Origin of the sequence: Abyssisolibacter fermentans, assembly GCF_001559865.1 — a bacterium.
GTDB classification, from domain to species: Bacteria; Bacillota; Clostridia; order Tissierellales; family MCWD3; genus Abyssisolibacter; species Abyssisolibacter fermentans.
The window spans coordinates 98,247-120,428 of the sequence record NZ_LOHE01000038.1 but is presented as its reverse complement, the minus strand read 5'-3'; the positions used below and the strand labels follow the sequence as shown (position 1 = coordinate 120,428).

The window sequence follows — 22,182 nt, the reverse complement described above, 5'->3', positions numbered from 1 at the left end:
ATAAAAAAATACTTTCGTATATGAAACGTAGTTTCAATTAATAAAACAAAGGAGGATAATTATGGATAAAGTGAAATTAGATATTGATAGGTGTAAAGGTTGTTATCTATGTATAGCAAACTGTAAGCTTGGTGCAATATCTAAAGCTGATAAACCAAATAAAAAGGGAGTTATTCCTGTAAAGGTTGATCAAGAAAAATGCGTACAATGTGGCAACTGTTATACAATGTGCCCTGATTTAGTATTCGAAATATTATAAAAGGAGACTTTGGATAATGAAGACAAAGATTATTAAAGGAAATGAAGCATTGGCAGAAGGTGCTATAAGAGGTGGTTGTAGATTTTATGCAGGATATCCGATAACACCACAATCAGAAATTCTAGAGTGGATGGCATGGAGACAGAAAGAAGTAGGAGGTGTGTTTGTACAAGGTGAGTCAGAAATAGCTAGCGTAAATATGGTGTTTGCTGCTAGATCACTTGGAGCTAGAGCAATGACTAGTTCATCTGGTCCTGGATTTTCACTTAAACAGGAAGGCATAGCTTACTGGGTGTCAGCAGGAGTACCAGCTGTAGTAGCATGTGTGCAGAGATTTGGAATTGGCGATGGATTTATTAGTGCAGGACAAGATAACTACTGGCAAGCTGTTAAAGGTGGGGGTAATGGAGATTATCATTTAATAACACTTGCACCAAATTCAGTACAAGAATGCATGGATATGGCTTACGAATCATTTGAATTAGCTGAAAAATGGATGCATCCAGTATTAATTTTATCAGATGGTACTATTGGTCAGATGATGGAGCCTTGCACAATGCCACCTATGAAAGAATATGACATGGATCAGCCTTGGGCAGCGAAAGGTACTGCAATAGGTGAAGGAGAGAATAAAGTAATAACTGATATTACATATTTCCAAGATATTGACGAATGGAATGCAGGATATATTAAAAAAATGCGTAAAATTCAGCAAGATGAGCAGAGATGGGAAGAATTTAATGTTGAAGATGCTGATGTAGTATTAGTTGCATATGGTATTTCTTCAAGAGTTGCTCAGAGATCAGTTGAGATAGCTAGAAAAAATGGAATTAAATTAGGATTAATCAGACCAATTACTTTATGGCCTTATCCAAGAAAAGCATTCGAGAAGATAAATAAGAATTGCAAAGGAATTGTAACATTAGAGATGAATATGATGGGTCAAATGCTAGAAGATGTAAAAATTGCAGTTAGTTGCAAATTTCCTTGTTATGCACTTGCTACAGCTCAGAAAGTTGCTCCTACTGATGAAGTAATTGATTTTTGCCAGAAAGTAATGGCTGGTGAAGTAAAAGAAACGGAGGTATTTTAAATGGCAAACAGATCTAAAAAAGCACCTGCAATAATGAAGTGCGAAAATAGATTTTGTGCAGGATGCGGACACGCAATTTTTGATAGAATTTTAGGAGAAGTATTAACTGAAATGGACATTATAGGTGATACTATCGTATGTTCAGATATTGGATGTAATCATATGTTTCAATTTTCAATGGCAGTTGACGTAATTGTACCTCCACACGGCAAAATGGGTGCTGCTCTTACAGCTCAAAAAAGAGTAAGACCTGATAAATATGCTATGACAATAGCAGGAGATGGTGGAGCTTACGCTATTGGATTAGCTGAAACAGTTGCTGCTGCTACAAGAAATGAAAACGTTACAATGTTTGTTATGAACAATACTTTATATGCAATGACTGGTGGTCAAGCGGCTCCTACTACACAGTTAGGTCAAATTTCTGCTTCAACTCCTAAAGGAAGAACTGCAAAAGACCACGGTCTTGATTTTGACGTATTTAATGTAATGCGAAATTTAGATATTGCATATCTTGCAAGAACTTCTATAGCAAATCCAGCTGAAATAAGAAAAACTAAAGCGGCGGTAAGAAAAGCTATTGAGAAACAAAGAGATCATAAAGGGTTTTCATTAGTAGAAGTTTTAGTACCTTGCCCAACAAACTGGGGTCTTAAGCCAGTAGATGCTATGAAGAGAATTGAAAATGAGCTTATGGTTAGATACGAAATGGGTGAAATAATAGACAAATAAAAAAGGGGTAGTGGATATGTTAAATGAAATTGTTTGTGCAGGATTAGGAGGACAAGGAGTTTTAACTGCTGGAAAAATAATGATGCATGTGGCTGCGGAAAAAGGATTAAACACAACTTGGTTTCCTTCATATGGAAATGAAATGCGTGGTGGAGCTGCTAACTGTAATGTGATGATAAGTGATGAAAAAGTTGCTAGTCCTTATGCTGATCATCCAGATATATTATTTGCAATGGCAGAGAGAGCTATAGACACATATATGAATCCAATGAAAAAAGGTTCAATAATTATTGCAAACAGTACAATTATTCCTGAAGACAAGGAATATAGAGACGATATAAAAGTTGTAAAAGTACCAGCTACAGAATTAGCTCAAAAGCTTGGAAATGAAAGATCTGCAAATATAGTTCTTTTAGGTGCAATGATCAAGCATACAAGTATTTTCTCAAAAGAAGACTTCGAAAAATATATGTGCTCATATTTTGAAAGTCAAGGAAAAGGAAAGAGAAATGAACAAAATGTAAAGGCATTTGAAGCCGGATATGACTATATATAAGAGGTTTTGAAAATGAGAATATTAATAATTAATCCAGGTGGAACATCTACAAAGATTGCAGTTTATGATGATGAAAAGGAAGTTTTTAAATACAGTATAAAACATTCAGGAGAAGATTTAAAAGGTTTTGCTTCTGTATTCGATGAATATGAATATAGAGTAAATTTGATAAAAAAAGTACTTTCTGAAAATGGATATGATTTGAAATCCATGGATTGTATATCAGGAAGAGGGGGATTAATGAAGCCTATTCCTGGTGGTACGTATGAAGTTAACGATTCTATGATAAATGATATGAAAAATGCAATAAATGGTGAACATGCATCAAATTTAGGCTGTGTAATTGCCAAGGAATTAGCAGATGAAATTGGCGTAAGAGCATTTGTAGTTGATCCTGTGTCTGTAGATGAAATGCATGACATATGCAGAATAACAGGTTTATCTGATATAATTAAACTTAGCTGGTTTCATGCTTTAAATCATAAAGCAGTAGCAAGAGAAACGGCTCAAAAACTAGGTAAAAAATATGAAGAATGTAATTTTATTGTAGCGCATCTTGGTTCAGGAATATCAATTGTATCTCATAACAAAGGTAAAATGATTGACGGAAGTGGTGGACGTTCTGATGGTCCTTTTTCTCCAGAAAGATGCGGAGGATTACTATCGTATCAGCTTGTAGAGCTTTGCTATTCAGGTAAATATACGAGAGAAGAATTTATAAAAAGAATAAGCGGCTACTGTGGAATGTATGACTATCTTGGAACTAAAGATATGATTGAAATTGAAAAGAGATATGATAATGGTGATGAAAAAGCAATATTAGTATTAGATGCCTTTATGTATCAAGTATCTAAAGAGATATCAAGGTATGCAGCAAGTCTATATGGAAATGTTGATAGAATAATACTTACAGGCGGAATTGCATATTCTGAACGTGTAGTTAGAGAAGTAATTAAGAGAGTAAAATTCATAGCACCAGTTGAAGTAATACCAGGTGAAATGGAAATGAAAGCGCTTGCCCTTGGTGCACTGCGAGTATTAAGATGCGAGGAAGAACCTAAAGTATATTAATATGTGGAGGAGCTAATGATTAAAAATTTTGATGAATTAATTAAAAAAGTTAGTAAGATTAAGCCTAGCGTTGTGAGTGTAGCTGTCGCTGAAGATGAGGCTGTTATGACTGCTGTACGAGACGCTGCAAGATTGGGCTTTATTGAACCAATTCTAGTAGGAAATCAAGAAAAAATAGATGAAATTGCTAATAAAATCGAATTTACAAATTATAAAGTAATTGACTGTCATAATGAAGAAGAATCAATAAAAACAGCTGTTAAACTCGTGAGAGATGGCAATGCAAAAATATTGATGAAGGGATTAGTCAATACAGCTACTTATATGCGTGGAGTGTTAAATAGAGATTATGGATTAAGAACGGGAAGATTATTGAGTTTGTTAGCAGTTTATGAATTGCCGCAGTATCATAAATTAATATATTGTACAGATAGTGGTATAAATGTATCTCCAGACTTATCTCAAAAAAAAGATATAATGACTAATGTACTGTTGGCAATGAAAAATCTCGGATTCGAAAATCCAAAGACTGCAATATTAACAGCTAATGAAATGGTGAATCCAAAGGTTAAATCTACTGTAGATGCTAAGGATTTAGTAGATATGGTGGACAAGGGTGAAATACCATCATGTATTGCAGAAGGACCAATTGCATTTGATGTAGCATTTGATGCATATGCTGCAAAACACAAAGGAATTGATAGTAAAATTGCCGGTGATGTAGACCTGCTAGTATTTCCTAATATCGAAACTGGTAACGTTTTAGGTAAATCATGGCTTAAATTTAATGATGCCAAATGGGCAGGAATAGTTCTAGGTGCAAAAGCTCCGGTAATACTTGGTTCAAGATCAGATACACCTGAAATAAAAATTAATTCAATAGCGTTGGCATGCTTATCAGCGGATGAATAGGAGGTAATGAAATGAGATTTTCAATTAAAATGGATAGGTTAAAGGCTTCAGCAATAAGAGCTGTACAGAAAAAAATAGTTAGCAAGCCAGGAGTAATATCATTTGCTGCGGGTTTGCCTGATCCGGATTTATTTCCGATGGATGATTTAAGACAAGCAACTTTAAATGTAATAGACAATAAAGGAAAGACAGCTTTTCAATATGGACTTACAAAAGGCTATGCTCCATTACTAGAAAAACTAGCAGAGAGATTAAATGAAAAAGAACTAATTAATTGTACTAAAGAAAACGTTACCATGACTACTGGTTCTCAGCAAGGATTATCACTTGCTGCTATGATGTTTATTGATGAAGGCGATATTGTATTGACAGAAAGCCCTAGTTATCTTGGTGGGATTAATGCATGTAGACCTTATGGTGCAGTTTTTATGGGTGTTGATACTGATGATGAAGGTATGGTAATTGCTGATTTAGAAAAGAAATTAAAAGAAAATGATAGTGTTAAGATTATTTATGTAATACCTAATTTTCAGAATCCTACTGGAAAGGCATGGTCATATAACAGAAGAAAAGAATTTATGGAAGTAGTCAATAAATATGATGTAGTAGTTGTTGAGGATAATCCTTATGGAGAAATCAGATTTAAGGGAGAATTTATACCAAGTTTAAAATCAATGGATACTCAGAACAAAGTTATGTACCTTGGATCTTTTTCAAAGATTCTATGTCCTGGGCTAAGAGTTGCTTATATATGTGCTGATAAGGCAATTGCAAACTATGCAGAGAAATTAAAAGAAGGTCTAGATTTACAATGTAACCAATTTGCTCAGCTTCAGGTATATGAATATATGACTACATATGATATTGACAAACATGTAGAGAAAATACAGCGTTTATACAAAGAAAAATGTGATGCAATGATTGAACACATAAAAAATGATTTTCCTAAATCAATTAAGTATACAGATCCAGAAGGCGGAATGTTTATGTGGTTAGAACTTCCAGAAGGTATGGATGCAAATTTATTATTAGATGAAGCTATAAAGCGAGGAGTAGCTTTTATTCCTGGTGCTCCATTCTATGCAAATGATGGAGCAAAAAATACTATTAGATTAAATTACACAGTACCATCTATAGAAGAAATTCACAAGGGGATGAAAATATTCTCAGATTTATTAAAAGAAGTCTGTAAATAGTTAACTTAGCGCGACTATGTATAATAAAGTTTACTTTCTTTTCTATGTCGCAAAGATTAAGGGGATGAAAATGGATACTGATACCAAAGTAAACATAAAAACACCATCTTTAATAGTTTCATTAATACCAATATTTGCAGTAATTATTTTATTGCTAAGTTCATTATTTGTATTTCATGTAGATATTCAAATACCATTGATAATAGCTACTGTGGTGGCTTCACTAATATCAGTTGTTTATCTTGGAAATTCGTGGAATGAAATTGAACAGGGGATATTTGATTCAATTCAATCTGCAATGCAGGCTATACTTATAGCTTGTATAATAGGTTTAATTATTGCTTCTTGGATTATTGGCGGTATTGTACCTACGATTATTTACTACGGATTAAAACTGTTATCACCAAATTTCTTTTTAGTTACATGTTTAGTTATAAGTGCAGTTGTTGGTATCTCTACAGGTTCGTCATGGACTACATGCGGTACAATAGGAATTGCTTTAATTGGTATAGGTATGGGATTAGGCATCCCACCAGAAGTAACAGCAGGAGCTGTTATTTCTGGAGCCTTTGTTGGCGATAAAATGTCACCATTTTCAGATACTACCAATCTAGCGCCTGCAGTATCTGGTACAACTTTATTTGTTCATATCAAAAACATGATGTGGACAACTATGACGAGCTTTATACTAGCTGGAATAATATTTCAAATTATAAATTTTCGATATACTGCAAGTAAGATAGATCAAGGCACAGTCGATTTGATTACAAGAGCTTTAGATAAGAGTTTCAATATTAATGTATTTTTAATGTTACCTGTAGTAATTATTATAATAATCATGGTAAAACAAGCACCGGCAATACCTGGATTGTTATTTTCTGTATTACTTGGATTGATATGTGCAGTTATTTTCCAGCATGCTGATATAAGTACTATTGGGAAAGCTCTTCAATATGGATATGTTGCTAATACGGGCAATAAAATGGTAGACAATCTCCTCTCAAGAGGAGGAATGCAGAATATGATGTGGACAGTATCTTTAATATTTTGTTCACTAAGTTTTGGTGGTGTTATGGAAAGGTCAGGCATGTTAAAGTCAATTGCAAAAGGAATAATGAAGCTTGCTAGAAATAATGCATTGTTAATAATTTGTACAATGGTAACATCAATTTGTGTAATATTAACTACTGGGGAACAATATTTATCAATATTAATTACTGGTAAAATGTACAAAAATGAATATCATAATAGGGGATTAGCTCCTCAAAATTTGTCAAGAGCATTAGAAGATGCAGGCACAATAACTTCACCACTTATTCCGTGGAGTACATGTGCTGTAGCAGTTAGTACTTATATGGGAGTTTCTCCATTAAAATATTTACCTTATTGCTTTATGAACTTATTAAATCCAATCGTTGCTTCTATATTTGCTATTGTGGGATTTAAAGTAATTAAATTGAATAAAGATCAAAATCAAAAAATTGGAGGGTATTATGAAAGACGACAAAATTAAGAAAACAGGTTCAATAAAATTAATTATTACTTTGTTGACATTAGGTGCATGCTGGTCGATTGTATATATTATACCGTTTCTTCAATATGTATGGTATGATCCATTTCAAGAATTTTTAGGATCTTCTAATACACAGATGGGTTTACTAATTACTATTTATGGTTTTGGTAATGTGTTCGGCGCACCTGTTGGTGGATGGGTTGCAGATAGATTTAACTACAAGATAGTATATGTATTGTCTGTTTTATTAAACGGAGTATTTTCTTTGGGATTTGTCCTTTATCCATCATACGGTTTTGCTATACTTATGTGGATTGGATTTGCAATAGCAAGTTTGTTTATGAACTATCCAACTCATATTAAAATTGTAAGGAACCTTACAACTGATGAAAATCAAGGTAAAATATTTGGATTTAATGAGACTTGTATTGGTATATTTAATATTGTTTTTAATATGATAATGATGTTCTTCTATGTGAAATTTATGGAAGGCGTTTCTGGAATGAAAGCTGCCATAGTTTCAATTGTTGTATTATCATTTATATTAACTATAATTGCTTGGTTTGTACTTGACAATCCAGTTAAAAAAGAAAAAGACAAATCAGAAAAAACTAATATTATTAAGGATTTCAAAGAAATTGGAGGAAATCCAGCAACTTGGTTAGTTGCAATTTCTATATTTGCAGTATATTCATTTTTAACTACAATGTCATATTTCACACCTTATTTTACAGATGTACTTGGTGTAACAGTTGTATTTACAGGATGGATAGCAATATTAAGGCAACATGGAATGACCTTGTTGGGTGCTCCAATTGGTGGATTTCTAACTGATAAAATAGGTTCACCTTCAAAAGTATTAATGGGTGTATATGTTGTTGGATTTTTAGGATTAGTTTACTTGCTAATAGCTACTAATGTAACAGCAGCAATAATAATTGTATTAACTGTTATACTTTCAGCAGGGGTATATATTGGAAGAGGCGCATATTATGCAACAATTACAGAATGTGGAATTTCACGAGACAAGACAGCTTCTACAATCGGTGTGGCGGCAGCGGTAGGATTTTCTCCTGATTTATTTCAGTTCGTATTATTTGGCCACTGGTTAGATAAGTATGGTAATACGGCATATTCCTATATGTTTATTTTCCAAGCAATAGTACTAGTAATTGGCTTTGTTGCAGCAGTATTAATTTTGAGACTTAAAAAGAAAAATCAACAATTGCAAGTAGCCGCAGGAAATAAATAAGTTACTTTTAGATAATCGATAATGAAAACATTTATGCATAGTTCCTAATTTTAGCTGTTTATAGGAATTATCATAAATGTTTTTTTGTTATGTATCATAATAGTTTTTATCTTCATGAGAGGTATTATAAGTGTTAATTTAGAAGTAATATGACATAATGGCGTCATATTATTAGTGGTATAATTATTTTAAATATATTTTAAGCACCTTATAGGAGGTAAATATGCACTATAAAAAAGCTAAAGCAATATTATCTGCTCAAAATGGTATGAACTTATATAGGGGATGTACACATGGATGTATTTACTGTGATAGTAGAAGTTCATGCTATAATATGAATCATGACTTTGAAGATATAGAGATAAAGTCAAATGCTATAGAATTGTTGGAGATGACACTTAGACGAAAACGAAAAAAGTGTATGATAGGTACAGGTGCTATGTGTGATCCATATATGCATGTTGAAAATGAGATAAAGCAGACGAGAAAGGCTTTGGAGATTATTGATAGATATGGTTTTGGATTAGCTATTCAAACGAAGTCAAATCTTATATTGCGAGATTTGGATATTCTTAAAAGTATCAATGCTAAGTCAAAATGTGTGGTTCAAATGACGCTAACTACATATGACGAAGACCTATGCAAAAAAATTGAGCCGAATGTTTGTAGTACAAAAGAAAGAGTTGAAGTTCTTAAGATAATGAATGAAAATAACATACCTACAGTAGTGTGGCTGTCACCGATATTACCTTATATAAATGATACTGAAGAAAATATTAGAGGACTGCTGGATTATTGCATAAAGGCAAAAGTATATGGAGTCATATGTTTTGGAATGGGATTGACATTAAGAGACGGCAATAGGCAATATTATTACTCAAAGTTAGACGAGCATTTTCCACATTTAAAATCAAAATATATAAAGAAATATGGTTGTAGATACGAAATAAGAAGTGATAGACATAATGAGTTACTAAATATACTTTTTTCGGAATGTAAAAAGCATGGTATAGAGACTGATATTAATAAGATATTTAAATATATGAGGACATTTGAGGAGAAAAATTCAGGGATACAGATGAGTTTGTTTGATAATATAGACGATTGATATGATTGAAAGTAATACTTTAAAGTGAAATTCAAGTGCTTAAAAAACAGGTATTAATAGAAAAATACCTGTTATATTTTACTTAATATTAATTCTTTAGTTGCAATAGCTTTTGGCATATCATCATGTGATATTAAAAAGATTATTTTATCAGAATGAATTATCAAAGGCACTTTCAGTATCGATATTACTAGTTACTTCGTCCAAGATAAGAACATCACTTTTGTTATATATACATCTAGCTAGAGCAATTTTTTGCTTTTCACCTCCAGAAAGATTAGCGCCATTTTCGGTTATTAGGGTATTTATATCTTTATTAACGAAAATGCTTGATAAGAGTTTACTATTTATTAATTCCTTTTCTAATTCTGCATTATAGGATTTATTAAAGAATAAATTATCTCTGAGACTACCTTTGATAATAGGTACATCTTGAGAAAGATAGTCAATTTTTTTTCTAATCGATTTATTTGTTATATTTCTAATGTCGATATTATTAACTAAAATCCTATTGATAGTACGAAATTTAGGAATTAATTTTACTAAAGTGGACTTACCGCATCCGCTGTTTCCTCTAATCCAAACCACATCTCCTTTTTTAAATACTCCTGATATATTATTTGCTAACAATTTATCTTTAATAGTTAATTTAGGAATGTCAAAAGTGATTTAATAAATTGATTCAACTGATAAATCTCCATTTTTTTCGCGATTACATTTCATATCGTTGACAAATTCTTTTGTGTTTATCATATCTCTTTTATTTAAATTAGCTCTTACAAGAGTATTTATGTTTGAGAAATAGAGAGGAAATATTATGCTGTATAGAATTAGGGAAATAGGGCTAGTTTTATTATTTATGAATTTATAGACGATTAAAGCCATAAATATTATTTGAACAATTTGATTAGTATAGGATAAGAGTTTGCTTGTAAGTTGAGCAAAGATATTAACTTCTGCCATTGAATTATAGATTTTATTTAATGGGGTATCTAATTGATTAATAACAGAATCATAGTTATTGCATTGTTTTAGATAATCTACTTGGCCAGTGATGCAGAGAATATCTTGCCATCCACTAGATGTGCAAGTTTGTAGTTTTTTAGAGCGTCGCAATAACTCTTTATTTAATAATTTATAGCCAAAGTAATTAATAGGTATAAGTAGCGCCATTAAAAATGACATTAATACATTTTGTAGAGAAATCAATATTAATATTACAGTGAGAATTAAAAAGGTACACCATATTGTAATAGCATCTCCGGTATAATATTTGTAAAAACTATTCACTGATATAGATATACGTTCAATATAGTTTATCGATCCAATGTCTTGTAGCTTATCATAGTCTATATGAAAAAAATCTAGAAGCATGTCTTTCGCTGTTTTTATATTAAAGTTTTTTGCAAATCTTTCTCTGAAGTATGTTAATCCAAGTTCTATGCAGAGCGTTAGTATTAATACAATAAATAAGACTAAAATTTTATCGAGTGAAAAATCACAGGAGTTTTTCATCCAAATATTAATTAATATTGGGCTAGTTAAAGTAGTAATGCTACTAACTAATACCATAAGTAGCATTACTAAAAAGAATCTACGATAACGCATTGTTAATACCTTCAATTAACCCATTTGCTAAATCTACATTTATTTTATACATTGTACCTTTATGGCTTTTAGTTGTTAATGTGGGACATACTATGCCTGATAACATCAATGTCTTAAGATGGTGATTTATTGTTGGTAGTGTTAACTTTGTAGCTTCTGAAAGCTGAGATGCAGTTTTAGGTGATGCTAGTAGTGTTTTTACAATGGTAAGTCTAGATGTATCACCTAGCGCTTTAAACAGTTTTAAATAATCTTCAAAACCATATTTTGTTCTTTTGTCCAAATCTACCATGTATCCTACATTTACAATAGCTCCGTAATCTCCAAAGAATGTAACTTCAACTTTGTCTTTATTTACTATGTTTATATTAGTGGTAATAGTAACTGAATTATCAAATTTTAAATTTATTAAGCTATTTATTATTTTAGGATCTTGTAGTTTTTTTAATAAAATCTTTTCTTTATCCTTAAAATCATCGGGTATTTGAATGTCAAAGCTATTGATTTCATTAATAATACTACTATCCAAATATAAAAATTCAATAAGTTGTTTTTTTTCAAGGTCGTTAAAATTACACTGAAGAATACTATCCAAAGTATTACTAATCGTGTTGTCTGCAACAAAACAATCAGCATCTTTCAGCATTAGATTAATAAAAGTAGTTTTTGAATCACCACTGAAATTTAGAGGTTCATTTTTTAAGATAAAATATGAAGCATAAGACTTTAAAAGACTTAAATTCTTTTGGAAAGGCTTGCATATACTAAGATTTAAATTTTTATTTTCGTACATACAAATTCTTTCGTAAGTATCTAACATAATATCATCTCCTTTTATGAATATATAATATAATAAATATAATTAGATGTCAATAGAATAATTTTTTAAATATTAGATATGCATGAAATAAAGTTAGATAGACATTAAAGATTTTAGATGATATCTAATAGTTATAGAACAAAGTTAATTAAGTCTGAAAAACTAACTATAAAGAATGTGAAAAATAAAATGAAAGTTAAACATAGAATGAGAAAATTAAAAAATAAAAAATATAAAAATAAAAAATATAGAACTAAAATATAGAACTATCAATTATAAAAAACACTAATCTATAACTCATAAAGTTAGATTAGTGTTTTTTACTTGAATAAACGATTAATTCATATTTTAAAGATTAATTATTAAGCTTATATTATCTTTTTCTAAACTGGCTCTCATGTCTTTTAAAGAAGTCAGATTTAGGTTCTAAGAACTTAAGTTTATGATTTTCTTTATCATCTATGAAACTTTCAACACCATCAAAGATGTAATCCCAATTCCATATATTTTCATTGAAGTTTAAGAAGTCTCTAACACCTTCACAACTTGTTGGTGCAACAAGATGAACTAAAGTAAGTACAAACAAGGGGAGGGTTCATTTGTTTGCATATAAAATCCATTTTAACTACAATAAGGACAGAAATTCTAAGTTCAAAAAATTTAAACATATACCTTTAGTATAGTTATTAAGTTGAACTTTGAGGAAACAGGTTAATAGTAAAAAATCAATAATGAAATACTTATGGAAGACCTCGGTTAATAACTTCTTTGATAGAAACTTGTCTTTTAATATTTTATATTTTATAATGTTGAGAAGGCGGTGATACACTGTGAGTTTATTTTCTAAACAAGCTTTAAGTCAATTTAGTGAGCTAGATTATGAGATTTATAATTTTATATTAAAAAATAGTGAGAAAATTGCCTACATGACCATTAGAGAAATGGCTAATGAAGCTCATGTTTCAACTACTACTATCACTAGATTTTGTAGAAAATTAAATTGCGATGGATTTTCTGAATTCAAAGTGAGATATAAGTTGGAAGCAGAGAAAAGTAAGAACCACCAAAGAAGATATGATTTTTCAATAGTCCTGGATTTTTTGCAAAGAGCAAATACACAAGCCTTTCAAAATCAGCTCGATAAAATTGCAACAATTATAGCATCAAAGAAATAGGTTTAAAATATAGAATTACAATATTAAAAGACTTTAAAAATTAGCAAATAAATTATTCGTAATATTTGAGCGTATTCATAGTATGCTATTGTATTAATTATGGGGGTTAGAACGACTTTTTCATTGTAATTACGCAGGGTAAGTGAGTGTGAGAAAATAGATGTATAAAAATTACATATAATAGTTTGTAGGATTTAATCCAGTAGGAGAATTAACTCTTACTGGGTTTTCTTTTTTAGGTTTAATATTACAAAATAGAACACCCAATAATGCTTTGTCTATATTTTTTTTAGTACTTAAATATTTTACAGCTTCATGTAAATACGTTGTATTCCAAACACTAATAGTATTGATAAGAATATTTAATGCACTAGCTAGTTGTAATTGAGCTTGCATATTCCTTTCTCTTAATTCTCCACGTTTACCAAAGAATATAGCTTATCTCTAATTCGTGGAGCGAATCTAAATCCTAAAAGATAACTAAGTCCAAATATTTGGTCAGTATAACCAGCTGTGTCAGTATAATGTTCTTCTATGTTCAAATCGGTTTCATGATATAAAACACCATTTTCTGAAACTGGATATCCTATGCTAAACCAGCATCCGTGTCATCAGGTGAAAACCCAATGGAAAATATTTGGAATACACATAAGCCATGGCTCTTAGGGTTCTATTTCTAAAACTGCCTTAGCGTTGTAAATCTGCATTTAGTGGTCTATATCCTCTAAAGAAGTATTTTCCAAATTTTTTAACTGAACAAAGTTTTTAAATAAAGCAAAAAGTATACATAAAACAATAAATATTATTATAAAGATTAATGACATAGATATCTGATCTGTTAAGTAACCAAAAAAGCTATAACTTAATGGTCTAAGGATTTCATTCAAGAAAAATATAATCGAGATAACACGTCCATAAAAATCTTTATTAATACTTCGTTGTAGGTATGAAAAAAATGCAACATTTAATGTTGTCAAACCTATTCCGTTTATAAACCCACCTAAAAGTAGAAGAGTAGTAGAGCTTGTAAAACTAAATTGTAGAAAACTTATAGCTATTAAAAAGATTCCATAGCATAGCATCTTTTTTTCTCTAGATGTATTACTATACTCTTTCCATTTTTTATTTTTAGATATAATAAAAGAAATAACCAAGCTTCCTAGCGCAAGTGCTGTTTCAAACATACCGTAATATTCAACACCAATTTCCAACTTATCTAATGAAATTCTTACCAGCATTTCTTGTGGAGCAATAAGAAAATTAAGAATCATAAAAATAAATATGAAATTTAGATAATATCTTCTATCTAAAACATACAAAAAACCATCTTTTATTTTATCAATAAATGATTGGTTTAATTTTTTGATAAATTTATAATTTTGAATTTCAAATGTAAATAATGTAGCTATAAAAAAAGTAAGAGAATTAATTATAAAGCAAATACCTGGATTAAATCGCGCTATTAATAAACCACCAATTGAAGGTAATGCTATTTGCGTAAAATTTTTAACAAAAATATGTATTGAATTCGCTTCTATATAATCATTTTTTTTAACAATATTCTGAATTAATGAGCTACGTGTTGTAGAACCAAGTGAGAACACTACCGATTGAATACTTAGTACAACCAACAAACTAAAAAAACCTAAATTATTTCTCCAAAAAAGAATAGTTAATATCAATATATTTATACCTGAAGCTATATCACAGAGAATTAAAAGTTTTTTTCTATCAAAACTATCTACTATTCCACCTGCGAAAGGCATTAAAATTATTCCAGGGATTATTACCAAACCATATAGTAATCCTGTTTTACTACCACTTCCTATAATTTTATACACTGTCCATATCATTGCTACTCTATGGATTGTATTTCCTAATTCAGAAATCATCTGACCATATATAAAATAAGCATAATCTCGATTAATAATTTTTATATTCATAATTTTTCACCTTTTTGTTATTTTTACAAGACTTTAAATATCTTTAAATCTTATTTTTGTAAAATGATAAGAGTATGAAACTTCTACATTATGCTGCTAGTAGTGTAAACTTTGTTTATAAAATATTAAATGTTTTGCAATTGTTATACTCTCATTTACTGTTTTATTGCAAAATATATTAAATATCCCTTCTTTTTTAAGCCGTGCAGTTGCATGTAACACAGGCTTCACATATCTCCTTATGTACACGCTCTATCTTTGAAATAAGCTCAGTTTCTTTTTTATATTCAGAGGTACCAACAGCATCTCTAGTTTAACTCTACTATATAAAACGATAGACTTCATAGTATTCTATGATGCTCTATCATTTTATATAGCAAAGTTAAGGCGGAAATGTTGACGGAACCCCTTGATTATTCTACAAACTTCTTAATCTAAAAAAGCTCTAATATTTTTGATGGAAATACATTTTTCTTAATTCTACCATCTAGCATAGCTTTATAATATTGTTGACATAAATTGAATCCTCCACAAATATCTTTTTCACGTATATATGAATCTAACCTACAATAACCAAAACAAATATTATTAACAGGACATTCAGCACAAAGACCTTTTAGTTGTTGAACATCATTTTTTCTCAATTTCTTAAATAATTCTGATTCTGTCCATATTTTATAGAATGAAGTGTTTAATATATTTCCTGCTACTAATTCAGGCAAACCAGAAGCTATTCCACAAACAGTAACATCTCCATTATGTAATATACCAGCAACATGATATGCCCAACCACATCCTGGATTGACAACAACATTAATATTTTCAGGGGTTAATAAAGGTGGTAGCGCCATTATTAGATTCTTATTTGTCTTTGCCATATCATTAACTTCATATATTATTTCATCAATTTCCTCAATACTAAGAGGAGCAATTTTCCCTTCACCATCATTAAGCGAATTATAGTAAAAATTTATGCGCGTAATAATGTTTTTTTCTTTAGAAATCTGATTTATATATTTAACCATATCTCGATTGTGTTTGCCAATTACACTGTTAAGTGTTACTTTTAAACCCTCACTTTTCAAAAGATTAATTGACTTGATTATTTTATTAAATGTCTTTGGAACTCTTGTTACAAAATGCATAACATCTTCATTTCCATCTAAACTTATTTGAATATCAGCTTCAAGCATTTTAAGCTTTTTAGCAGAATCTTCTGTGATCAATGTGCCATTTGAACTAAAAGATATTGATATGCCTGCTTCATAAAAAGCTTTTCCTATTTCAAACCAATCTTTATTAACAAAAGGTTCTCCTCCTGTAATACAAATACGTTTTAATCCTAATTTTTTAGAATCACGTGCAATTTCCTGATAGTTCTCTAATGATAAAGATCTCGTGTCCTTAGACACTCTAGATGTTTCATCATAGCAATACCGACATCTTAAATTACATTTATTCGTAATATTTAAATACATAAATGTTAAATTTCCTTTTTTTAGGTCATACTTTGAATAAATATCATGATAATCAGAATACATTTTATCCCCTACCTATCTCTTTATCTTATTAATTGTTAACTAAGTTTACAAAATAATACTATTTAGATAGTCTTCAAGTTATGCTTTGCTATTTTGAAAAAATGTCTATCAAATAAGATTACTTATTCACTTTTAATTTGAAATAAGTGCGTAATTTCTCTTTGAGAAATTACGCGCTCGTAAAAATTTTAGTCTGGGCATGAAGCGCCACAAGCTCCAGAAGCTTCACAATGAATCTTTGCACGTTTAATTAGTTTTCCTAATGCTTCTTGATTTGTTTTTAACATTTGTTTCTCACCTCCATAAGATATTTTATAGTAACGTGTATAATCCAAATACTAACTATAAAAGGGTTATATCACGAAACTTGCAAATTAAAGTTAAATATTCTAAACCAAATATAATAATAATTGTTCAATTTCCATTTTTTCCATTATAAAGTTTAGTTGCAGCATAGTAATTAGCTGCTTTTTTGTAAGGTAAGCTTGTAGTCTTCAACTTATAACCATATTTTTCTAGTGAGATAAAAACATCGTAATTACTGCACTTCTAATGCAATTTTGCAATTTATAAAAGTTATGTTGATATTTAAACGTAAATACAAATTGATTCTATCATATAAATAATGGAAAATTTGTAGAAAATTATTTAAAATAGAAATTGTAATATTAATGTAATTTTACTAAATAATCTGAATAATGTAAAAATTTTATAAAATTTAATTTCAGTAGTTATCAAAACTACTATAGAAATAATATGTAAAATAAATGATTTTGTTACTTTGTCCCAAGATGATTTAGTACCAGCTAAGCTATAAGCAGGGACAAAGTAGATTTTAATATAAGAAATTTTTACTTGAACTATAATTTTACAAAACAACAAATCATATAATTGTTGTTTTAAACCTTAAATTATTCTATACTCATAATTAGAGCTATAATAATAAAGCATAAAGCTACCAAACGAGCAAACTTATGGTTTAAGTCATAAAATCCACTTCGTTTTTTTATGTGCTAACAGTTCCAAAAACGAAGATTTTTCGGACTATTTGTAATAACGCTAAAAATATATGAAAAAGGTTGAAAATCAGTTCAAAAACTTATACTAAAAACAGAGTCCTATAACTTGACTTTCTAATTGAGTTATAGGACAATTTTATTATATTTTAAATAATCTGGAGGGAAATTATGAAATAGGATATGCTAGAGTTTCAACTAGAGAGCAAAATCTAGATTTACAAATAGATGCTCTCAAAAGTTCAGTATGCAAAAAAATTTTTACAGATAAAGTTTCAGGAGCTAAAGAAGAAAAACCGGGACTCAAACAAGCTTTTGAGTATGCAAGAAAAGGAGATATTATTGTTGTTTGGAAATTAGATAGATCTGGAAGATCATTAAAACACCTTATTGAAATTATAAATGAATTGAATGAAAAAGAAATAGGCTTCTTAAGCCTTAAAGAAAACCTAGACACAACTAGCTCAACAGGTAAATTAATGTTTCATATTTTTGCTTCTCTAGCTGAATTTGAAAGAGATATCATTAGAGAGAGAACCTTAGCTGGGCTTTCATCCGCAAGAGCTAGGGGAAGAGTTGTATCCATCAGAAATACATACTTTGGCATTTATTCAAGATAATAACGAAATCAATATGACTACAATTGCGCAAAGATTAGGTGTTACAAAAGGTGCTATTTTTAAGATAATACAAAAATTAGAGAAGAAAGAGTTATTAAGTCGGTATAAGAAACTTGAGAATAATAAAAATACATATTTTAAATTAACGAAAAGAGGATTATTGGCATATCAAGGGCATGAGAAATTTCATGAAGATTTTTTTGGTGAACCATCTGAAGAATTTTTAAATTTTATAAATGATAATGAAAGTATTATATTAGACATGTTTGACTTTACAAAACAATATTTGATAAAGTATATAAAAAAAATAGAGACAGAAAAATAACAGGATGGAGAGGGTGGTAATTATGTTAAAAAATAGTATTGACAACATTGCAAAACCATCAAGTGATATTAGTTCCAATATTAGTTTTAGTTCTTAGGAGGTTTTTAAATGCAGACAGTATCTAATCAGTTAATTAAGTTATTAGAACAAAATCCAGAAAAAACATGTTTTGTTTTGAAACATAATCAGATTGTTTTTACCTCTGAGCAAAAAGGAGTAAAACCAATGATGGATTATTATTCAAGTTATGGGTCTTCAACAGAGCCATTAACTGTTGTAGATAGAATTATTGGTAAAGGTGCAATCATACTTGCAATACTCATTGGAGCAGATCAGGTTATAACACCTATTATTAGTCAAGTAGCTCTTGATTTTGCGACTAAATCCAATATAAAAGTAAAATATTGCAAAATAGTTCCGTTTATTATCAATCGAACTAAAGATGGACAATGTCCTATTGAATGTTCTGTTACACATATAAATGATATACATGAAGGTTATGAGGCAATTCGAAAAACATTATTAAAACTTAATACAAACAAGGGGACGGCAGACTGCGTAAAAACAAACAAAATAAACAAACAAGGGGACGGTTCATTTGTTTGCATAAAAAACATATAACTACAATGATAGAAACTTGTCTTTTAATATTTAATATTTTATAATGTTGAGAAGGCGGTGATACACTGTGAGTTTATTTTCTAAACAAGCTTTAAGTCAATTTAGTGAGCTAGATTATGAGATTTATAATTTTATATTAAAAAATAGCGAGAAAATTGCCTACATGACCATTAGAGAAATGGCTAATGAAGCTCATGTTTCAACTACTACTATCACTAGATTTTGTAGAAAATTAAATTGCGATGGATTTTCTGAATTCAAAGTGAGATATAAGTTGGAAGCAGAGAAGAGTAAGAACCACCAAAAAAGATATGATTTTTCAATAGTCCTGGATTTTTTGCAAAGAGCAAATACACAAGCTTTTCAAAATCAGCTCGATAAAATTGCAACAATTATAGCATCAAAGAAACATGTGATATTTTTAGGTGTAGGCAATTCAGGAATAATTGCTGATTATGCTAGTCGCTATTTTTGTAATGTTGGGATTTTTTCTACAGGGGTTAATAATCCAATGTTTCCAATAAACCTTGAAGTTCCAAGTGAAACAATAATAATTACATTATCTGTTGAAGGAGAGATTGAAGCGCTAGTCAATAATTCAGAAATTTTGAAAAGAAGTAAGGCGACTGTAGTTTCTATCACCAACAGTAAGAATAGCACATTAGCAAAAATGACAGATTATAATATTTCATATTATATACAAAGAGAGTTAGCTTATGAGAATTCATGGGGCAAAGTAGATATAACTTCACAAATTCCCGCAATGTATATAATTGAAGCTTTAGCTAAATTAACCATGCTAAAAAAGCAAAGTATAAAAACAACTTCAGAGTGTTAAGAAACTCCTTTAAAAATTATTAAGGGGGTTTTTTGCTGTTTAAAAAACACTTTGTTTTTTAGGTGGAACATGTAACTAAATAATCCTCTTTGTGACTATAAGCGCTATGAATATTCTAATCATTAATAGTTTAAATTATAATGATTATAGAAACGGAGGGATGAATATGAAAAAGAATTTGAAAATAGTAACTATTGGTGGTGGATCAAGTTATACACCAGAATTAATAGAAGGTTTTATAAAAAGAAAAGATGAATTACCAATCAAAGAACTATGGTTAGTAGATATTGAAGCTGGAAGGGAAAAACTAGAAATTGTTGGTGCTTTGGCAAAGAGAATGGTTAAAGCAGCTGGGTTAGATTGGGAAATTAATTTAACATTAGATCGTCGTAAAGCACTAAAGGATGCAGATTTTGTTTCTACTCAATTTAGAGTAGGTTTATTAGATGCTCGCATTAAGGATGAGAGAATACCTCTATCTCATGGAATTATTGGACAAGAAACAAATGGTGCAGGAGGAATGTTTAAAGCCTTTCGTACAATCCCTGTTATATTAGATATTGTGGAAGAAATGAAGGAACTTTGTCCAAAAGCATGGTTAGTTAACTTCACCAATCCATCTGGAATGGTGACGGAAGCAGTTATGCGTTATGGGCATTGGGATAAAGTAGTAGGTTTATGTAATGTGCCTATTATGTGTAGCAAAATTGCAGCAGGAGCTTTAAAAGAAAAAGAAGAAGATTTATTCTTTCGTTTTGGAGGGTTAAATCATTTCCATTGGCATCGTGTGTGGAATAAAATAGGAGAAGAAAAAACTAAAGATGTAATTGAAGTTGCATATACATCACCTGAAAGATTGGCGAAGGCATTAGAAGAAATCAAGAGACCATTAAATCCAAATAATAATGTTGATGAAGGTGTTGAAGAAAAAGCTGGAGTTCAAAATATTCCTAATATTGGTTTTTTACCAGATCAAGTACGTAATCTAGGTATTATTCCATGTATGTATCATAGATACTACTATATTACAGATGATATGTTAAAAGAACAGTTAGAAGCCTTTGAGAAAGGTGAAACTCGTGCAGAAGTAGTAAAACGTACAGAAGCAGAATTATTTGAGCTTTACAAAGATCCTAACTTAAGCATAAAACCACCACAACTTGCAAAACGAGGAGGAGCTTACTATTCTGATGCAGCATGTGAATTAATTACTTCTATATATAATGATAAGCGTAGTCATATGGTAGTAAGTACGAAAAATAATGGTGCTATCTCTGACCTACCAAATGATGTAGTTGTTGAAGTAAGTTCTATCATTACTTCTAATGGACCAGTTCCACTTTCATGGGGTTCCTTTGACGTTTCAAGTAGAGGATTGTTACAACACATGAAAGACATGGAGTTAACCACTATTAAAGCTGCGGTAACAGGAGATTATAGCACTGCGTTACAAGCATTTACAATTAACCCACTTGTTCCAAGTGGTAAAATAGCACAAACAATTTTAGATGAAATGTTGGTTGCACACAAAGAATACTTACCACAATTTGAGGAAAGAATAAAGTTTTTAGAGAGCAAGAGTAATTAATTTTGCAAACAAGGGGACGGTTCATTTGTTTGCATAAAACAACAGATATACTACAAAAAGGATAAAAATGCTGGATGAAAAAATATCCAACATAAACCTTACAGCATACTTATTAAGGCGGTTCTTCAAATCGTCCCCTTGCAACTTTATTCTATTCTTCATGTAAAGATTTTAATCTATTTTCGTCAGTTACAACTTCCTTTTCAAGAGCTTTTTTATTTTTTTATATCTCTGAGAATGTTACTTATACTTATTTCATAAAACTAAGCTAGAATTAGGACCCAAATATAAGTTGCCATTGAGCATACGTGATGTTATATATTACTGTTTCGACGCTTCATAATAAATAGATTTGTCAAGACCACTAAATTAGTTTTTCTTGCCATATAAAATAT

23 protein-coding genes and 1 pseudogene are annotated in these 22,182 nt (G+C 30.2%); 16 read left to right on the top strand and 8 right to left on the bottom strand.

The window, feature by feature from the left end:
• The first annotated feature begins 61 nt into the window (after positions 1-61).
• The 10 genes from AYC61_RS05420 to AYC61_RS05375 all read left to right on the top strand — a co-directional run bounded on the left by AYC61_RS05420 (position 62) and on the right by AYC61_RS05375 (position 9,692).
• Positions 62-259: a 4Fe-4S binding protein gene (locus AYC61_RS05420; protein ID WP_066497922.1), complete on the top strand. Its 198-nt coding sequence runs from the start codon at positions 62-64 to the stop codon at positions 257-259.
• A gap of 16 nt (positions 260-275) precedes the next feature.
• A complete protein-coding gene (gene vorB / locus AYC61_RS05415) occupies positions 276-1,352 on the top strand; it encodes a 3-methyl-2-oxobutanoate dehydrogenase subunit VorB (protein ID WP_066497920.1) in 1,077 nt (358 codons plus the stop codon).
• Positions 1,353-2,084: a thiamine pyrophosphate-dependent enzyme gene (locus tag AYC61_RS05410; protein ID WP_066497918.1), complete on the top strand. Its 732-nt coding sequence runs from the start codon at positions 1,353-1,355 to the stop codon at positions 2,082-2,084. It abuts the gene before it with no gap.
• 16 nt (positions 2,085-2,100) lie between these two features.
• The gene (locus AYC61_RS21665; protein WP_066497916.1) at positions 2,101-2,640 is read left to right on the top strand and encodes a 2-oxoacid:acceptor oxidoreductase family protein; all 540 of its coding nucleotides are present in this window, start codon (positions 2,101-2,103) and stop codon (positions 2,638-2,640) included.
• A gap of 6 nt (positions 2,641-2,646) precedes the next feature.
• Entirely contained in the window at positions 2,647-3,711 is a 1,065-nt protein-coding gene (gene buk, locus AYC61_RS05400) for a butyrate kinase (protein ID WP_338026020.1), read from the top strand.
• Positions 3,712-3,726: 15 nt separating this feature from the next.
• The gene (locus AYC61_RS05395) at positions 3,727-4,623 is read left to right on the top strand and encodes a bifunctional enoyl-CoA hydratase/phosphate acetyltransferase (RefSeq protein ID WP_066497911.1); all 897 of its coding nucleotides are present in this window, start codon (positions 3,727-3,729) and stop codon (positions 4,621-4,623) included.
• 11 nt (positions 4,624-4,634) lie between these two features.
• The gene (locus tag AYC61_RS05390) at positions 4,635-5,819 is read left to right on the top strand and encodes an aminotransferase-like domain-containing protein (protein ID WP_066497910.1); all 1,185 of its coding nucleotides are present in this window, start codon (positions 4,635-4,637) and stop codon (positions 5,817-5,819) included.
• A 70-nt stretch (positions 5,820-5,889) separates the two neighbouring features.
• Positions 5,890-7,332, top strand: coding sequence for a Na+/H+ antiporter NhaC (gene nhaC, locus AYC61_RS05385; protein ID WP_242866745.1), 1,443 nt, complete (start codon positions 5,890-5,892; stop codon positions 7,330-7,332).
• Positions 7,313-8,584: an MFS transporter gene (locus AYC61_RS05380; protein WP_066497907.1), complete on the top strand. Its 1,272-nt coding sequence runs from the start codon at positions 7,313-7,315 to the stop codon at positions 8,582-8,584. Before nhaC ends, AYC61_RS05380 begins: the two co-directional genes overlap by 20 nt.
• A gap of 223 nt (positions 8,585-8,807) precedes the next feature.
• Positions 8,808-9,692: an SPL family radical SAM protein gene (locus AYC61_RS05375; protein ID WP_066497905.1), complete on the top strand. Its 885-nt coding sequence runs from the start codon at positions 8,808-8,810 to the stop codon at positions 9,690-9,692.
• A 150-nt stretch (positions 9,693-9,842) separates the two neighbouring features.
• On the opposite strand, the gene AYC61_RS05370 is transcribed toward AYC61_RS05375, so the two are convergent.
• From AYC61_RS05370 to AYC61_RS05355, 4 genes are all read right to left on the bottom strand, one after another.
• Positions 9,843-10,322, bottom strand: coding sequence for an ATP-binding cassette domain-containing protein (locus tag AYC61_RS05370; protein WP_162265440.1), 480 nt, complete (start codon positions 10,320-10,322; stop codon positions 9,843-9,845).
• A gap of 39 nt (positions 10,323-10,361) precedes the next feature.
• Positions 10,362-11,300 carry an ABC transporter ATP-binding protein gene (locus AYC61_RS05365; RefSeq protein ID WP_066497899.1) on the bottom strand — a complete coding sequence of 313 codons (939 nt, stop codon included), beginning with the start codon at positions 11,298-11,300 and terminating at the stop codon, positions 10,362-10,364.
• On the bottom strand, positions 11,287-12,120 hold the full coding sequence (locus tag AYC61_RS05360) for an ArsR/SmtB family transcription factor (protein ID WP_066497897.1): 834 nt from the start codon (positions 12,118-12,120) through the stop codon (positions 11,287-11,289). The genes AYC61_RS05365 and AYC61_RS05360 overlap by 14 nt, the downstream gene beginning before the upstream one ends.
• A 373-nt stretch (positions 12,121-12,493) precedes the next feature.
• Positions 12,494-12,706, bottom strand: coding sequence for a hypothetical protein (locus tag AYC61_RS05355; protein ID WP_066497895.1), 213 nt, complete (start codon positions 12,704-12,706; stop codon positions 12,494-12,496).
• 244 nt (positions 12,707-12,950) lie between these two features.
• On the opposite strand from AYC61_RS05355, the gene AYC61_RS05350 reads away from it, so the two are divergent.
• A complete protein-coding gene (locus AYC61_RS05350; protein WP_066497893.1) occupies positions 12,951-13,295 on the top strand; it encodes a MurR/RpiR family transcriptional regulator in 345 nt (114 codons plus the stop codon).
• A gap of 171 nt (positions 13,296-13,466) precedes the next feature.
• On the opposite strand, the gene AYC61_RS22275 is transcribed toward AYC61_RS05350, so the two are convergent.
• From AYC61_RS22275 to AYC61_RS05335, 4 genes and pseudogenes are all read right to left on the bottom strand, one after another.
• Positions 13,467-13,691, bottom strand: coding sequence for a Tn3 family transposase (locus AYC61_RS22275; RefSeq protein ID WP_066497890.1), 225 nt, complete (start codon positions 13,689-13,691; stop codon positions 13,467-13,469).
• A 35-nt stretch (positions 13,692-13,726) separates the two neighbouring features.
• Positions 13,727-13,864, bottom strand: a pseudogene (locus tag AYC61_RS22270) (Tn3 family transposase); the annotation flags it as partial.
• Between the two features lie 138 nt (positions 13,865-14,002).
• On the bottom strand, positions 14,003-15,238 hold the full coding sequence (locus AYC61_RS05340) for an MFS transporter (protein WP_066497889.1): 1,236 nt from the start codon (positions 15,236-15,238) through the stop codon (positions 14,003-14,005).
• A gap of 434 nt (positions 15,239-15,672) precedes the next feature.
• Positions 15,673-16,779 carry a radical SAM/SPASM domain-containing protein gene (locus tag AYC61_RS05335; RefSeq protein WP_066497888.1) on the bottom strand — a complete coding sequence of 369 codons (1,107 nt, stop codon included), beginning with the start codon at positions 16,777-16,779 and terminating at the stop codon, positions 15,673-15,675.
• A gap of 1,144 nt (positions 16,780-17,923) precedes the next feature.
• On the opposite strand from AYC61_RS05335, the gene AYC61_RS05330 reads away from it, so the two are divergent.
• The 5 genes from AYC61_RS05330 to AYC61_RS05315 all read left to right on the top strand — a co-directional run bounded on the left by AYC61_RS05330 (position 17,924) and on the right by AYC61_RS05315 (position 21,787).
• Positions 17,924-18,415 carry a recombinase family protein gene (locus tag AYC61_RS05330; RefSeq protein WP_338026021.1) on the top strand — a complete coding sequence of 164 codons (492 nt, stop codon included), beginning with the start codon at positions 17,924-17,926 and terminating at the stop codon, positions 18,413-18,415.
• A 13-nt stretch (positions 18,416-18,428) separates the two neighbouring features.
• A complete protein-coding gene (locus tag AYC61_RS20595; RefSeq protein ID WP_162265439.1) occupies positions 18,429-18,740 on the top strand; it encodes a MarR family transcriptional regulator in 312 nt (103 codons plus the stop codon).
• Between the two features lie 108 nt (positions 18,741-18,848).
• Positions 18,849-19,361 carry a DUF1893 domain-containing protein gene (locus tag AYC61_RS05325; RefSeq protein WP_066497887.1) on the top strand — a complete coding sequence of 171 codons (513 nt, stop codon included), beginning with the start codon at positions 18,849-18,851 and terminating at the stop codon, positions 19,359-19,361.
• A gap of 67 nt (positions 19,362-19,428) precedes the next feature.
• Entirely contained in the window at positions 19,429-20,199 is a 771-nt protein-coding gene (locus AYC61_RS05320) for a MurR/RpiR family transcriptional regulator (protein WP_066497885.1), read from the top strand.
• Between the two features lie 166 nt (positions 20,200-20,365).
• Positions 20,366-21,787: a 6-phospho-beta-glucosidase gene (locus tag AYC61_RS05315; RefSeq protein ID WP_066497881.1), complete on the top strand. Its 1,422-nt coding sequence runs from the start codon at positions 20,366-20,368 to the stop codon at positions 21,785-21,787.
• The last annotated feature ends 395 nt before the right edge of the window (positions 21,788-22,182 follow it).